Raw genomic sequence first — 14148 nt, forward strand, 5'->3', positions numbered from 1 at the left:
AGAAAAAACTCCTCTGTACGATTTTATTATTATTGAATAGATTATATTGTTAAGTGAGATATGCAATATTTCATATTTTATTATTTCAATATTCCTTTATTATCGTTGAGTTGTAAACATTCTCTTTAAAACACTTTAAAATCAACACTTACTCTATAACAAATACTTTTTCATCCTTTAGAATTACCTGTAAGCATTATATTCAAATATTATTATTGTAAATTATTGACCTGTACAAACGTATAATTTTTGTGTACTCTATGGACAAGGAGTAAGGTAAGAGTTACTCTTTGCCATTTTAGGAAAGGCCCTGTTGGAGACAACAGGGCCTTTTTTCATAAACTAAATCGGTAAGATCCCCTAACTAGTAAGCTTTCTTTACCTAAACATCATGCATTTCTTTTTGCATACACCGCTACTCTTCTTCGACTGTTTCGTTTACAATCATCAGACACTATTTAACAGTACATAGTTCATTTATTCAGCACTTTCAAAACAGCTTGTACACCGTTAAAATACTTCATGCACTACAAATAAATTATCCGTTCTTGTACAGGATGAGTATAAATTTTGGAATGTCCTGATATTAAATTACTTACAAGGTTTCATACCACTTATACTTTTGGAGACGGGAATCTTGCAGCTTCAAAATGCGTACTATCTTCTACATTACTAATAACTCCAGCTACGCTACTTTGTGCAAAAATCTCGACTAAATCCCCTGCACTCAATTGAATTATGGATGAAACAGCTACAACATTAGCAAAGTTTATTGGACCAAAAAAATCATTATCTATTTCATAGACACCATTTATCAAACACTCCATGTTTCTTCACCTCTTGAATATTTTTTAAATAAAAATACATACTACTTTCAAGTCGTCGTATCCACGGCTAGTACTTCTTTCTTTTGTTACAGTAGTAAGCAGGCAGGTTCTTCACCTATCTGCTTTCTCTGTATATTTTTTTAGATATCGAAAACACTACCTACAAGCTGTTTGAACTAGCAGCTTCACTCTTCTTGTAATGGGAAAGCAATTTATCACAATTAGCTAACTCATTCAACTCACAGGCAGACAACCAAAATTGTTGTCTGCTTTTTGTATGGAATTTTTCATTTTGCATATACTACTTTTGAGCCTGTTTACCAACGCAAGCCATTTTGGTGTTTTGAATTCCGACTAAGCTTTTATGTTGCACAGATTATTACATCTTTGACAACACTGGTTAAAAGCGCGTTTTCTGGTTATTCGTAGTTCTAGTCCAGAATAATTTTCCTCCTATAAAGGACAGCAGGTACGACTGCTCGTCCTTTTTTATTGCCCCAAATACTTTTGTAACAATTCCAACGCTTCATTAATGCTCCCATTTAAATCATCAAGTTCAGCATCTTCTGGACACTCCTGCAAAATCACTACCGCTCGACTTATGACATCTTGTAACTTTTCGATATCGATAGAAGTTGTAATAATTCCCTCTTGTTCTTGCGAATCAGCTTTACCATAGCCATTGTGCATGGACATCGGGTTTTCTAGCATCTAGCTCACCCCCTTAAAAAATGCAGGATTTTCCTTTCCATTATCGAATTAGTAATGTTTGAAAAGGGGGTGTAATATGGCAGAAATTAAAGTAGGACTTACACAATTTTTAGACTTCACACTGAAAAGTAGTGCAGCTAAAACAAACTTTGTGAAAAATCTAAAATCTCAACCGGAATACCAACCAGCTTTTGATTACTGGAAACAATTACGAGACACTGTTATTAAATTTCATCAAAACGAACTACCTTTTGAATGTTTCGAAACATTAGTGCAAACGGTTGATCAGAAGAAAAAGCAAAACTACATTGATGTCATAAAACAGTACAAAAAATTTATTAAAAACAAAGACGTCTCTTGGTTCGATCCAGGTAAATCACATTGGATATCAGATAATTTAATCGTCCGCTCATCACCTGAACTCGGTTTGCTCATTAATGATGAGCCGCATCTTATCAAACTGTTTTTCAAAGGAAAAAAAGAGCGAATTGATAAATACAACATCAACTCAACGCTGACATTATTAAACGAATCGACATTTTCAAATGAACATAACGATGTGAATTATACGGTTCTTAACATCCAAAAGAACAGAATGTATACGAATAACTCTATTAATAATGATCATTTAATAGCGCTTGAATCAGAAGCTAACCAGCTTTGTTATATATGGAATAAGATGTAAAGAGTACTATTCATCTCTTTCAATACCTTTTCCATGCATAATTTGGGCACAATTTTCACAGATCCTATCAGTTTAGCCCACCCTGCATTGTTCCTCACGAACAATGCAGGGTGGGCGTTTTTTCGAAAATAGTTTCTTTAACCATTTTCGTATCCTAACTCACCTCCTCTGAAAGAGTGATATAATGAGCTCTTTCCACTAAATCAGCGTTATCCCCCTGATTTTTAATTGAGGAAGAAGTTCTTCGTTTTTTAGAACATGCAAAAAAAAACGTTATTATATCGCTTATCTTCTTGCTATTACATGCGGAATGCGTAAAGGTGAAATTAATTATGTTCATTTTAATAAAACACATAAAGATTCCTTACCTAAGCCAAAAGGAGATGGGCCAAATGGTGGGCGATTACAATCTCATCATGGATTACAACAAGAATGGGCAAAAAATAATTTCAGTCAGTATGGGTATGATTCGAAACTTGCTCCAACAATAACTGTCGAGACTGGAAAAGGACTACCACATACAATCATTACTAATGCTCAAACTGCGAGACGAAATGAACGGGTGGCTTCAGGGGTAGGGAAATGGAGTACTACTTTACAAGAAGAAATGCAATTCATGGTGGGTGATTTAACTAAAGCTGGTTTTTCACGTGATACTACTAGCCAAGTTCTTGAACAACAATACAAGATGCTAGATAAACTAGGAGTTAAATATGAAAGGATTGATTATTAATGAACAGATTAGATAATATCAGTAGTGTGTATAGAATTGATGCCAAAAAATCTCCTTCGAAAGAAGAAGAAATTAAAGCGCTTCAGGATTTTTCAACAATAGATGTACCTACAGAATATATAGAAATAATTCAGCTAGCTTCAGACATTGAAATTAATGTTAACGACCAAATTTATATTCGAATTTGGGGAGCTTCGGGGTGCATTGAAATGAATGAAGCTTATGAAGTGCAGAAATATCTCCCGAATTCACTCGCAATTGGTGATGATGAAGGAGGCGGTGCATTAATCTATCTACAGGGTAAAGATGGTTTTGGAATATACTATAACAGATTCGCAGATTTGGATATTGAGGAGGCAGTGAAAATTGCACCATCGCTAACCGAATTATTAGAAAATAATGTAGGTGTGAATACTTTATTAGACATTTAAAAAAATTTAGAGACCTTGATTGGCTTGCCTTTCAAGGTTTTTTATTGGTAACGATATAGGTTTTGTAACAACTATGCTATTTTTTACAAATGTTTTAGATTCCAGTGTATGGGGGTAGTGACAGAGTTGTTGTCATAGACCGCAAAGTATGATTCGATAAAATTATAAAAAGTGCACCGTACACTTTTTGAAAAAGGTTTACCGATGAAATATGATGAAATAAATGAGTACTATAGAAAACAGGCGGAACAAAACGCCATAGAGGAAACTAAGGAGACTCCAGAAGATGGAGAACGTAAGAAGCAAGAAGATCATCAAAAGCTAATGGAAAATATCTATGGAGAAGAAATGATAAAAAACGGTGAATTAAATATGAATAAAGAAACATTTGGAGAATAAATAAGAAAAAAGCCGCCCAACAGGACGGCTCTTTTTACATTACTTAATCGTTACATGCTCCGCTTTAATCCATCGATTACCACCTATATCAATAGCATCTAAGTGTTTACCCCAAACACGATAAGGAACCGTACCATCGATGTTATCAATATGATTCGTACACTCAGGTTCGCTATGAACCGCAATTCCGTATCCTGGAGGATATTTAGAGTATGCGCAGAACCATTGCACATCAAAATGCTCTAATTTCGCCCACTGCTTCTCGCTACCTAAACAAATCATATCCTTATCACCGCCACCCCAATATCCTTTAAAAATAAGATACGGGATTTTTTTCGTGATATTTCCTGTGTATTGCGAATCAGCAGGATTCTCATATAAATTCACGCCATAACCATCTGCGTATTTTGAAGTTGCGATTCCTTCAACTTTCTCATTATCTTGTTGCGGTTGTTCTTTTACCTTTTCAGTAGTTTGTGATTGGTTCGTAAACCAAGCTAATGACTTGCTACCCACAAGATAATTCAAATCACATTTACCGATACCGGGTACATTTCCTGTTTCCGTGTACTGCCAAATATCACAAGGATATGCTGGCTTATTACCGCCATAACGTGGAATCCATACAAAGTCATATTTCACGTTTGCCATTCTACATAATCAATTGCTTTATGATCTATCCCTAAATTAACAAGTGCCTTTCTTGGCGCTCCGATTCCTCCGAATAATTCAAGTATTTTAATCAAAGCCACCCCTCCCTTCTTGCTATTAAAATAGCGTTTTTATTAAATTTCCTAAATACAACCGCTTGTCCATTACACTTTGCTCTATCATTGCATTTACTATTAGTAATACGAACTTTTAGAGGTGAATTATATTGGACGAGTTTTTATCTTCTACTGCATTAAATCCGTGTTCGATTGGGCCGACACTTTCACCTATGCAACCCTTTCAATTCCCTACAGGTCCCACTGGTTCAACAGGTGCTACTGGACCGACCGGATCAATCGGGCCAACTGGGAATACGGGATTGACAGGGAACACCGGACCTACTGGTATTACTGGACCTACTGGCGACACCGGTTGATTTCCCGCATTATTGTTGGTCCTCTCCATATACCAGCTTGCTTCCATTCCTTTTTCATTTTCCCGACATAAGAAGGACTACGATCATACATAATGCTAATATCTTTATCTGGAATGCCTTGTTGATTCAATTCGCGCACACGCTCCGGAGTAAGTCCGATGGGTTTGTCTTTTCGTTTTCCACCGTGCTCTTTCGGTTGTGTATCAAAATATCTACCCAACTGACGTAATTCTTGACCAGTCGGGCAGTTTTTACAAACACTAATACTAAAACAAGCATTATCTGAACGATTGTAATAACAACGTCTGCATTTCTGCTCTATGATATCGCCAATTTCGTATGTGATTTGGATGCGTTCTACTTTCGTTTCACTCATTTACCGAATTATTTCACATACACTATTCACTATCGATGCCATTCTTCTCTTCCCCCTTGAATAATTTTTCCAAATCAATACATACTATTTTCAAGCCGTCATATTCACGGCTAATACTTCTTTCTTTTGTTACAACAGAAGCAGGTAGATTCGTCACTTATCTGCTTTCTCTGTATATTTTTTAAAATATCTAAAAGACTACCTACAAGCTGTTTGAACTAGCAGCTTCACTCTTCTTGTAATAGGAAAGCAATTTATCACGATCGACTAACTCATTCGACTCGCTGGCAGACAACCAAAATTGTTGTCTGCTTTTTGTATGAGAATTTTCTTTTTACATATACTACTTTTGAGCCGATATACCAATACGAGTCATTTTGGTGTTTTGAATTCCTTCTAAGGTCATTTGTTGCATAGATTATTACATCTTTGACAACACTGATTAAAAGCGTTTTTCTGGTTATTCGTAGTTCTAATCCAGAATAATTTTTCTCCTATAAAGGACAGCAGGTACAACTGCTCGTCCTTTTTTACTTATGCTGCGTACTTTCCTTTTGGATAGCCTCGAACATCATTGCTCACGCTGCTCCCCTTTTCCCATTCTGCAAACCTTTGTAACCAAGCTCCTCAACGTTCTTGTATGGAAGGATATTGATTTTGACAGACGTACCTTATCTGTTAATCATTCCCTCTCGCATATTACCAAAGAGTTTCATGAGCCTAAAACATCTTCAGGAAAGAGATTAATTGTTTTACCTGAAATTACTCTGCTGGCTCTTCAAGGACATCTTCAAAAAATCAATGAAGAAAAAGAACGGTATGGCGATGGAAATAATAATTATGATTTAGTTTGCCCAACCTATAATGGTAACCCGTGCAATTTCAGAAGTTTGACACAGCTCCTGAAAAAGCTTATAAAGAAAAGTGAGGTTCCTAATATTCGTTTGCAGGATATAAGGCGTAAATCCGAAAATCGTAAGTAAACGATTAGGACATAAAAGAGTAGGGATCACATTAGACACCTACTCATATGTATACCAGACCTACAAGAAAAAGCAGTCGAAGATTTTGCAGTTACGGATTTTGCATAAAAAATACTAGCTTATCCGTGTGACATTGAGAGGAGTCAAAAACATGAAAGAAATCAAAGCTGAACAAGAATTCAAAGACATCATCGCAAGCGAGGAGCCAGTAGTTGTTAAGTTCTTTACAACATGGTGCCCGGATTGCGTGCGTATGGACAACTTTATCGGAGATGTAATGGAAGAATTCAATAAGTTTGAATGGTATTCTATTAATAAAGATGAATTCCCAAGTATCGCGGAAGAGTATCAAGTAATGGGTATTCCAAGCCTGCTTGTTTATCAAAATGGCGAGAAGCTTGGCCACTTACATAGTGCTAACGCAAAAACTGAAGAGCAAGTTACTGAGTTTTTAGAAGCATACTAAGAAACGAAAAACCTCTGAAAATATTTTCAGAGGTTTTTTCGTTTCTTAGTATGCTATTTGTATTTTTCTCTTTATAGAAAATGAACATTTTTATATTATTCTCCTCTTCTTATCCACTAATTTTTTATCATTTCTTATATATTACTCCCACGAGGAATTACGAAGAGTTATTTTGTGAAATATATATATGAATGGAATTATGCGAATCATTATTCACGCCACCTTCTCCTATACCATAATCATCGTTAATGGTTTAAACAATTTTCCGCTTTGTACTTTTCAACATTTTTTTCMTTAACGAAACTTTGTTATCCCCTTCTTAAAAAGCTATAAAACGTCAACAATGTTTGTATAGACCCACACGAGTTTCGTTTGATACTCTATGTATAGAAAGAAATTCCTTGTAGAAAGGCGAGTGATTAAAATGGATTCTCTTTCTCATAAAGAAGCTGATAAAGGTGCTATTGTCAGCATTATAGCCTACATATTTTTATCCTCTATGAAAATCATCATCAGTTATATTACCCTCTCTAGCGCATTACGTGCTGACGGTTTGAATAACTTAACGGATATTGGTGCTTCTTTAGCAATATTAATTGGCCTGAAAATTTCTCGTAAGCCTCGTGACCCAGATCATCCATATGGGCATTCGCGTGCAGAACAAATCGCATCACTTGTTGCTTCCTTTATTATGGCAACGGTCGGATTAGAAGTTGTTATTAGTGCAATTCAATCGTTTTTCAATCCGAAACAAGCAGCACCTAATGTACTTGCTGCATGGGTAGCTTTATTTTCTGCTGTCGTTATGTACGGTGTATACAAGTATACGAAAAAGATTGCAATGCGAACAAAAAGTAAATCATTAGAGGCTGCTGCAAAAGATAATTTATCAGATGCTCTTGTAAGTATTGGTACAGTAGTAGGTATAGTCGGAGCACAGTTCCAAATGCCTATTTTGGACCCTATTGCAGCTTTACTTGTCGGTCTTATTATTTGTAAGACCGCGTGGGAAATTTTCGTAGAAGCTTCTCATATGCTAACGGATGGAATTGATCCTGAAAAAATGGATGAATACGCTGATGCTATAGGGCATATTTCAGGTGTAGAACATATTGTAGATATTCGTGCTCGTATGTATGGGAACCAAACGTATGTGGATATTACAATTGAAGTAGATGCTCGAATGGATGTTAGCGAAAGCCATTGTATTACTGACAATATTGAAGATATGCTTCGAAAAAAATTCGGAATTTACCATGCTCATATTCATGTGGAGCCCATGCAAAAAGAACCTATTATGACATAGGTTCTTTTTTAATGAACGCCTTATGAAATATAATACATAAAACGAGCCAGCTACCGCCCGCTGCCCATCCGGCTAATATGTCAGATGGATAGTGCACGCCAAGATAAATTCGGCTAACTGAAATAGATAATACAACGAAGCTTGCTATAAAAATAATCAGCAACTTTTTATGCAATGAAATACGATCTTCTGTAATTGTGACGTATGCAATAAATCCTAAAAAAGCAGTAGCATTCATCGTATGACCGCTCGGAAAGCTATATCCAGTTGCTGTAACAAGCTGCGTCACATCAGGTCGTGCTCGTTCATACCATAGTTTGAGCATGCTGTTCAAATAACGTGATCCGTAATAATTAATTGTTAGAAGTAATGCACTTAATATTTTTTTTCTAAGAAGAAAATACATTACAAGTATAATGAGTAACGGGAAATATATTCTTTTTGAACCGATAAAGGACACCCAAGTAAAATAGGTTGTCAAATACTCGTTTCGGAAACTTTGAATAAAGTGTGCGACTACATTATCAAATTTTTCAATACAAGCGGTATGATACGAAAGTGATAGTGCGACAAAACAAATGAGTAGTGTACAACTTAACAAGTATAAATGTCGGTATCGTTTCACATACATAACCTCACTATGCAAAAAAATGGAGCGGTTGTTTTAGTTTTCCTCTCCATTTCTTTTTTATGCATAGTTTATTAAAAAATATTATTGTTAATTTTTTGCTGCATCGTTGGAATATCTTCGTTTGTTACTGTAAAGCGAATAACCTTCTCATCAAGATCAAGTGCTTCTGCGAATAAACCAGCCAATCCACGTGATTTTCTATCTACTTCCATAATAATTTCTAATCGATCGTGGGCACTTGGCAAAATTAATAATTCTAATTCATCTAATTTCCCATAATACTCTCCGGAAACTGGAATAAACTCAAATTCTTGTGCGAATGGAACTTGCTTACGTAATCGATACGGTAATTCTTCGCATTCTATATGACGCGCTTTAAAACCTAATTGATTTACACTATTTAATACACTGTTCAATAGCGCATTCGGCAATACTTGAATATAATCACGGTCACTTGGATCAATACTACGTTTAATATCAAGACCTGTATGAACCCAAACCGTTTTCATTCCAAGTGTTAGTGGTGCTTCAATTGGCATTAAAAACGAAAATGGAATTTCCACTTTTTCATTTGGCTCTACAGAAAATGGATCTGTTAAACGAACTCGCTCTAAATCATACGATGCAGTTACTTTTTTATCATCCACTTCTCTTACATATGACGTCGACAACGTTAAGTAAATGCTTTCAATTTCTTGGCTAACTGAACCTCCAGTTATATGAACCTTCCCTACTATCTCTTCTCCAACTGTATACTCATCTCTTTCAAGAACAGTATCTACTTTTGCACTTCCAATTCCAACGCTTGCTAAAAACCTTTGAAACATGGGGTCTCCATCCTTTCTAAAGCGTAAGCTACATCTTTTTTCAAATCTTGTACATTTTCATAGTATGGCGCTTTCATTTGTAACATTCGCATCAGCATGTCGCGATTATATTCTTCCAGCACTAACTCTTCATACCAAGGTTTTTCCTTTTTTTCAGTCGATTGATAACTAGCATACAATAAAAATAATACGAAATGACCAAGCGCATAAAAGTCGCTACGAAAGTGAACTTCTCGCATCAAAGCTTGTTCACCTTCATAAGTTATAGCTCGCTCATCACCCTCACCTTTCAATTTAGCCAATCCAAAATCAATAATACTAATCTGATTTTCTTTCATTAATATGTTTGGAATACGTAAATCTCGGTGAATGATACCTTTACTATGAAAATACGAAACAATTCCTAGTACTTCATATAAAATTTCAAAAACTTCACGTTCATCATATACTTGCCCATCTAAGAAAATATGATCTTCGAAATTTTCCCCCGGCATATACTCCATCACAAAAAAGTTCTTTTTCTCCCATATGAAATGATCATGTAGATTAGGAATTGACGCATGATTTAATGTTTGTAAAATCACTTTCTCTTGCTCAAATGATTTTCTACCAGACTCATATCTTTGTTTACTTTTCCTTAATTGTTTTAAGACTTTATATTTATTTATTTGTAAATCATTAACGACATATGTAACCCCATAACTGCCCATTCCAATTACTGATTCAATCTTATAACGCTCTGCAACGATTGTATTTTTTCGCAGTGGTCTATCAAATAAAGCTAGTATACGACGCCATTTCATCAGCTACTTGAAAAGAAACTACGGCTTTTACGTTTTCTTTTATAATGCTGATGCCCATAACCAGATGAACGTCGTTTATTATCGCTACTTGAATATGAGCGCCCTCTATGACGATAATCACTACTTGAATACGAACGATGTTTTTTCTTTCCTAATAAAGAATCAATAATTTTTTTGAACATCCCTTCACCTCTTGTATAAAATTTTCTTTTAATTATACCAACAATTCTTGTCTATATTTGTGACAAGTTTGTAAAGAGTAAAAAACGACGAGTTAAGCCCGCCGTTACTTTCAATCTTCCTCTTCATCAAAAACTTCATCGATCATGCATTTCTCTAATAAATACTCAAATGTAATATCTGCCAGGTCCTCAATTTCTTCTCTTTTTGGAACGTACCCTCTTTCAATTAGTCGCTCATAAAAAAACTCCGCAATCTCTTCCGTGTCAATTACGACTTCAATTTCCTTCATGAGCATCACTCCTTTATTTCTGTTTTATGAAAAAATCTCAAAATTATGTATATGAGATTAGAAAAATAGTTTTTCTTTTTTTATAAGTCATATCATGTAGGTAAAGGGCATACGATGTTAGTACAAGCTATCCAAAGGGGGAAATAATAATGGAATACCAATATGAAGTAGATCAAGAAGTAGGGCAAACAAAAGAAGAGTTCATGCATGAAGATCAATGGGCAGACTCTCTTATTAAATGGCTTTTTATTTTTTTAATAATTGTAGGCATACCTTATACTGCATATGTTGTTGTTCAATTTATTCTCTCTTTCTAGTTAACTATTTTTTCTCTGTCAATTTAACTAAATAATTTTGAACAACATCCATAACAATTTTATATTCTTCATCTTTAAATGTATCGAATAATAAATGATAATCATTATAAATATCTAATAACCCATCAATAATTTCTTGGCGATTCGTCTTTACACTTACTTTTTTCGAATTGTTAATCGACTTCAATTTTCCTAAATCCAATTTATTCATACCAGCTTTATCTTGTTTCATTTTCTTCAAAATTGCATTTGCCGTTTGTGCATTGGCAAGTAATGTTAAATCTGATTCATCAGCTTCTAACCATTCACCATCAGTAATTCGTGACAATTCATATATAGTATCTTCCCATGCATCATTTTTATATCTCCATACTTCTGTACGAAAACCAACAATACGAAAAACATCTTTATCATATCCAGTTACTTGCACGAGATCACCAAAAGTAAAGTTATAATTTAATTCAATCCACTCTGTGTCGCCCTTTTTCATTTCTTGTTCTGTAACATGCTGCAAAGTTTGTTCTACATAAAATCCATCGTGATTATTTACTTCGTATACGTAAACTCCATCTAAAACTTTCATATTTGTAACTTTCCCAACGGTTCCATATAGCGTAATCACGACTATGTCTCCTACGTTATATTTAGGTTGTTTTTTCCTTGCCATCAATATCTCTCCTTTTTTAAACGTCGTGATTTTGATAACAGTATATGCAACCTACATAAAAACGCTTATCACAGAAGCTTATATTCATAAATTTTTTCAATAAAAAAGTAGAATTTGTATATAACTTAAAAAAGCTAGTATTTAAACTAGCTTTCACTTTTCATTTATGTTCTAACAACAAGACGTATTGTAAATAAAAAAGCATAATGAATACTTCACTTCTTTCAAAGTAATGTATTCATTATGCTTTCATTTCCCTAAAACTTCATATCGTTATCTCTCTTGTATATATAAATCCCATGCATCATCAAATATAGACATACTTTCTAGCATTCCACTTAACTCTAAGTATGAACTAATTACATCATAGTCTTCAGATTGCTTCGGAAAACTTAAATCATCATACATCGCCTCTGCTAAATCTGATATTTCATTTTTAAATAAAGCTGCACGGTGCTTCATCATATAATGGTAAAATGTCTTTTTCAAAAATATTCCCTACCTTTCTAACTTGGGTACATTATACAAGGCAAAAAAGAAAAAAACCAGCATAAAAGCTGGTTAGAAGTCGAAATAATTCCTTTTTAATAAACGTGGTCTTCCCATCAACTCTTCGTATGTTAGTTGTTTTGGCAAATCTTTCGTATAAATTAAAAACAACTGATCTTCAATTTCTTTTACAGTATGGTCTGCTTGATAGTCCATTCCACATGAGGAACAAGTAATACATGGTGTCTCTTGGATTTCAATGGCTTTCGTACCATCTGGTAATTCCCAATATACAGTATTCAAGCTTTCTTTCGCTTCTGTACTGTCACACCACATACAATTCATACTACGTCACCCTCATTTTTTTTGTCATCATCTAACTTTGCTATTTGTGCTTGATATTTTTTATCTTTTAATTGATCACGCTTATCACGTTTATCTTTTAAAGAAGCATGCGTTTCATTGACTTCATAATCTTTGCGGCGATTCATACGTTGTAAATCATCTGGAACAAGATTAAATTTCTTATCACTCATCAATCCTGCAACGCCGATATCAGAACGTTTCTCTTCATAAGTCGGATAAATTTCTTTAAAGTAGCCTTCTGCTCTTCCTGGGATATAGTTTTCTGGTTCTGGATACGTTGTAATAACCCCTTCAAAGTTACGAAGAACAACTTTATCCGCACTTTGTGAAATTAAATAGTTTGGCTGAAGCGCAATTTTTCCGCCTCCACCCGGTGCATCGACAACGAAAGTTGGTACTGCATAACCAGACGTATGTCCACGTAAGCCTTCAATAATTTCAAGACCTTTCGAAACTGGTGCACGGAAATGACCGATACCTTCTGATAAATCACATTGATAAATGTAATATGGACGAACACGAATTTTCACTAAATCATGCATAAGTTTTTTCATAATTGGAACGCTGTCATTAATTCCAGCTAAAATTACAGCTTGGTTTCCAATTGGAACACCTGCATTTGCAAGCATTTCACATGCTAGTTTCGATTCTTCTGTAATCTCAATAGAAGTGTTAAAATGAGTATTTAACCATACTGGATGGTATTTTTTAATTATGTTACACAGGTTTTCTGTAATACGCTGTGGGAATACAACTGGTGCTCTCGTTCCGATACGAATAATCTCAACATGCGGGATTGCTCGTAAATTCTTTAATACATATTCTAAAATTTTATCATTAATTAGAAGTCCATCACCGCCAGAAATTAAAACGTCACGTACTTGTGGTGTTTCACTAATATAAGCAATCGCATCATCTAATTGCTTTTTCGGTACGCCCATTCCAATTTGTCCACTAAAACGACGACGTGTACAGTAACGACAATACATAGAACATTGATTCGTTACTAAAAATAGTACACGGTCTGGATAACGATGAGTTAATCCTGGAACTGGTGAATCTTCATCTTCATGAAGAGGATCTTCTAAATCATATTTTGTTTTATATAACTCTTCCGAAATCGGTACTGATTGCATCCGAATCGGACAGCGTGGGTCATCAGGATTCATTAGCCAAGCATAGTACGGTGTAATGTTTAACGGGATCGTTTTCGTTGAAATTTTAACGCCTTCTTCTTCGTCAGGTGTTAAGTTAATTACTTTCTTTAAATCATCTAAAGTTTTGATCGTATTCGTTAATTGCCAAACCCAATCATTCCATTGTTCTTCTGTAACATCTTTCCATAATTCAATATCCTTCCAGTGACGATTTGGTTTGTATACATCATGTAACATTGCTATTCCCCCTTTTTATACGCTCATCCTTTATATAAGCAATAATTATGCCAACTTCATATTCTTGATAAGTAAATGCGAGAAATACCCTATTATATAAGAGAATAAATATTTTTAAGTGCTGTACTAAAACGATATTTACTATCATATTCATTACTTGTTATATATGTAAACGCTC

Annotated in this window: 19 protein-coding genes and 5 pseudogenes; 9 read left to right on the top strand and 15 right to left on the bottom strand. The window is 34.7% G+C overall.

Annotated elements, in window-relative coordinates:
- Window positions 1-614 precede the first annotated feature (614 nt).
- Both AC1DS7_RS02015 and AC1DS7_RS02020 read right to left on the bottom strand, forming a co-directional pair.
- A pseudogene (locus AC1DS7_RS02015) lies at window positions 615-800 on the bottom strand (hypothetical protein); the annotation flags it as partial.
- A 516-nt stretch (window positions 801-1316) separates the two neighbouring features.
- The gene (locus AC1DS7_RS02020) at window positions 1317-1538 is read right to left on the bottom strand and encodes a hypothetical protein (protein WP_040963065.1); all 222 of its coding nucleotides are present in this window, start codon (window positions 1536-1538) and stop codon (window positions 1317-1319) included.
- Between the two features lie 76 nt (window positions 1539-1614).
- Between AC1DS7_RS02020 and AC1DS7_RS02025 the strand changes: the two genes are divergently transcribed.
- The 4 genes from AC1DS7_RS02025 to AC1DS7_RS02040 all read left to right on the top strand — a co-directional run bounded on the left by AC1DS7_RS02025 (window position 1615) and on the right by AC1DS7_RS02040 (window position 3786).
- Window positions 1615-2223 (top strand): hypothetical protein, encoded by a 609-nt coding sequence (locus AC1DS7_RS02025; protein ID WP_476998744.1) that lies wholly within the window; start codon window positions 1615-1617, stop codon window positions 2221-2223.
- A gap of 310 nt (window positions 2224-2533) precedes the next feature.
- Entirely contained in the window at window positions 2534-2956 is a 423-nt protein-coding gene (locus AC1DS7_RS02030) for a hypothetical protein (RefSeq protein ID WP_201067189.1), read from the top strand.
- Window positions 2956-3387 carry an SMI1/KNR4 family protein gene (locus AC1DS7_RS02035; protein WP_033709048.1) on the top strand — a complete coding sequence of 144 codons (432 nt, stop codon included), beginning with the start codon at window positions 2956-2958 and terminating at the stop codon, window positions 3385-3387. Before AC1DS7_RS02030 ends, AC1DS7_RS02035 begins: the two co-directional genes overlap by 1 nt.
- A 204-nt stretch (window positions 3388-3591) precedes the next feature.
- Entirely contained in the window at window positions 3592-3786 is a 195-nt protein-coding gene (locus AC1DS7_RS02040) for a hypothetical protein (RefSeq protein ID WP_476998745.1), read from the top strand.
- Between the two features lie 39 nt (window positions 3787-3825).
- Here the strand turns inward: AC1DS7_RS02040 and AC1DS7_RS02045 are convergent.
- Both AC1DS7_RS02045 and AC1DS7_RS02050 read right to left on the bottom strand, forming a co-directional pair.
- Window positions 3826-4431, bottom strand: a pseudogene (locus AC1DS7_RS02045) (N-acetylmuramoyl-L-alanine amidase); the annotation flags it as partial.
- Window positions 4432-4436: 5 nt separating this feature from the next.
- A pseudogene (locus AC1DS7_RS02050) lies at window positions 4437-4532 on the bottom strand (DNA (cytosine-5-)-methyltransferase); the annotation flags it as partial.
- 131 nt (window positions 4533-4663) lie between these two features.
- Between AC1DS7_RS02050 and AC1DS7_RS02055 the strand changes: the two are divergent.
- Window positions 4664-4870: pseudogene (locus AC1DS7_RS02055) on the top strand (exosporium leader peptide-containing protein); the annotation flags it as partial.
- Here the strand turns inward: AC1DS7_RS02055 and AC1DS7_RS02060 are convergent.
- Both AC1DS7_RS02060 and AC1DS7_RS02065 read right to left on the bottom strand, forming a co-directional pair.
- On the bottom strand, window positions 4854-5093 hold the full coding sequence (locus AC1DS7_RS02060) for a hypothetical protein (protein ID WP_476998746.1): 240 nt from the start codon (window positions 5091-5093) through the stop codon (window positions 4854-4856). The pseudogene AC1DS7_RS02055 and the gene AC1DS7_RS02060 overlap by 17 nt on opposite strands.
- A 178-nt stretch (window positions 5094-5271) precedes the next feature.
- On the bottom strand, window positions 5272-5406 hold the full coding sequence (locus AC1DS7_RS02065; protein WP_256491187.1) for a hypothetical protein: 135 nt from the start codon (window positions 5404-5406) through the stop codon (window positions 5272-5274).
- Window positions 5407-6016: 610 nt separating this feature from the next.
- Here AC1DS7_RS02065 and AC1DS7_RS02070 point away from each other — a divergent pair.
- The 3 genes and pseudogenes from AC1DS7_RS02070 (at window position 6017) to AC1DS7_RS02080 (ending at window position 8004) form a co-directional block, all read left to right on the top strand.
- Window positions 6017-6340, top strand: a pseudogene (locus AC1DS7_RS02070) (site-specific integrase).
- 43 nt (window positions 6341-6383) lie between these two features.
- Window positions 6384-6698 carry a thioredoxin family protein gene (locus AC1DS7_RS02075; protein WP_002012639.1) on the top strand — a complete coding sequence of 105 codons (315 nt, stop codon included), beginning with the start codon at window positions 6384-6386 and terminating at the stop codon, window positions 6696-6698.
- Window positions 6699-7122: 424 nt separating this feature from the next.
- Complete coding sequence (locus AC1DS7_RS02080; RefSeq protein WP_002085782.1) at window positions 7123-8004, top strand: cation diffusion facilitator family transporter; 882 nt, start codon at window positions 7123-7125, stop codon at window positions 8002-8004.
- On the opposite strand, the gene AC1DS7_RS02085 is transcribed toward AC1DS7_RS02080, so the two are convergent.
- The 5 genes from AC1DS7_RS02085 to AC1DS7_RS02105 all read right to left on the bottom strand — a co-directional run bounded on the left by AC1DS7_RS02085 (window position 7994) and on the right by AC1DS7_RS02105 (window position 10737).
- Window positions 7994-8629 (bottom strand): phosphatase PAP2 family protein, encoded by a 636-nt coding sequence (locus AC1DS7_RS02085; RefSeq protein ID WP_002127255.1) that lies wholly within the window; start codon window positions 8627-8629, stop codon window positions 7994-7996. The genes AC1DS7_RS02080 and AC1DS7_RS02085 overlap by 11 nt on opposite strands.
- Window positions 8630-8706: 77 nt before the next feature.
- Window positions 8707-9462 carry a sporulation protein gene (locus tag AC1DS7_RS02090; protein ID WP_002141664.1) on the bottom strand — a complete coding sequence of 252 codons (756 nt, stop codon included), beginning with the start codon at window positions 9460-9462 and terminating at the stop codon, window positions 8707-8709.
- On the bottom strand, window positions 9444-10265 hold the full coding sequence (locus tag AC1DS7_RS02095; protein ID WP_429691020.1) for a serine/threonine protein kinase: 822 nt from the start codon (window positions 10263-10265) through the stop codon (window positions 9444-9446). The genes AC1DS7_RS02090 and AC1DS7_RS02095 overlap by 19 nt, the downstream gene beginning before the upstream one ends.
- Window positions 10265-10447: a hypothetical protein gene (locus AC1DS7_RS02100; RefSeq protein WP_002141661.1), complete on the bottom strand. Its 183-nt coding sequence runs from the start codon at window positions 10445-10447 to the stop codon at window positions 10265-10267. Before AC1DS7_RS02100 ends, AC1DS7_RS02095 begins: the two co-directional genes overlap by 1 nt.
- 110 nt (window positions 10448-10557) lie before the next feature.
- On the bottom strand, window positions 10558-10737 hold the full coding sequence (locus tag AC1DS7_RS02105; RefSeq protein WP_002012644.1) for a YozD family protein: 180 nt from the start codon (window positions 10735-10737) through the stop codon (window positions 10558-10560).
- A 149-nt stretch (window positions 10738-10886) separates the two neighbouring features.
- Here AC1DS7_RS02105 and AC1DS7_RS02110 point away from each other — a divergent pair, with 149 nt between their 5' ends.
- The gene (locus tag AC1DS7_RS02110) at window positions 10887-11054 is read left to right on the top strand and encodes a DUF3930 family protein (protein ID WP_000456534.1); all 168 of its coding nucleotides are present in this window, start codon (window positions 10887-10889) and stop codon (window positions 11052-11054) included.
- 4 nt (window positions 11055-11058) lie between these two features.
- On the opposite strand, the gene AC1DS7_RS02115 is transcribed toward AC1DS7_RS02110, so the two are convergent.
- The 4 genes from AC1DS7_RS02115 to kamA all read right to left on the bottom strand — a co-directional run bounded on the left by AC1DS7_RS02115 (window position 11059) and on the right by kamA (window position 13970).
- Window positions 11059-11721 carry a hypothetical protein gene (locus tag AC1DS7_RS02115; RefSeq protein ID WP_002012647.1) on the bottom strand — a complete coding sequence of 221 codons (663 nt, stop codon included), beginning with the start codon at window positions 11719-11721 and terminating at the stop codon, window positions 11059-11061.
- A 273-nt stretch (window positions 11722-11994) separates the two neighbouring features.
- On the bottom strand, window positions 11995-12210 hold the full coding sequence (locus AC1DS7_RS02120; RefSeq protein ID WP_002085796.1) for a YozE family protein: 216 nt from the start codon (window positions 12208-12210) through the stop codon (window positions 11995-11997).
- Window positions 12211-12282: 72 nt separating this feature from the next.
- Window positions 12283-12555 carry a YokU family protein gene (locus AC1DS7_RS02125; protein WP_002085797.1) on the bottom strand — a complete coding sequence of 91 codons (273 nt, stop codon included), beginning with the start codon at window positions 12553-12555 and terminating at the stop codon, window positions 12283-12285.
- Entirely contained in the window at window positions 12552-13970 is a 1419-nt protein-coding gene (gene kamA, locus AC1DS7_RS02130) for a lysine 2,3-aminomutase (RefSeq protein WP_002012651.1), read from the bottom strand. Before kamA ends, AC1DS7_RS02125 begins: the two co-directional genes overlap by 4 nt.
- Window positions 13971-14148 lie beyond the last annotated feature (178 nt).

This window comes from Bacillus sp. P4_E1 (assembly GCF_056401715.1).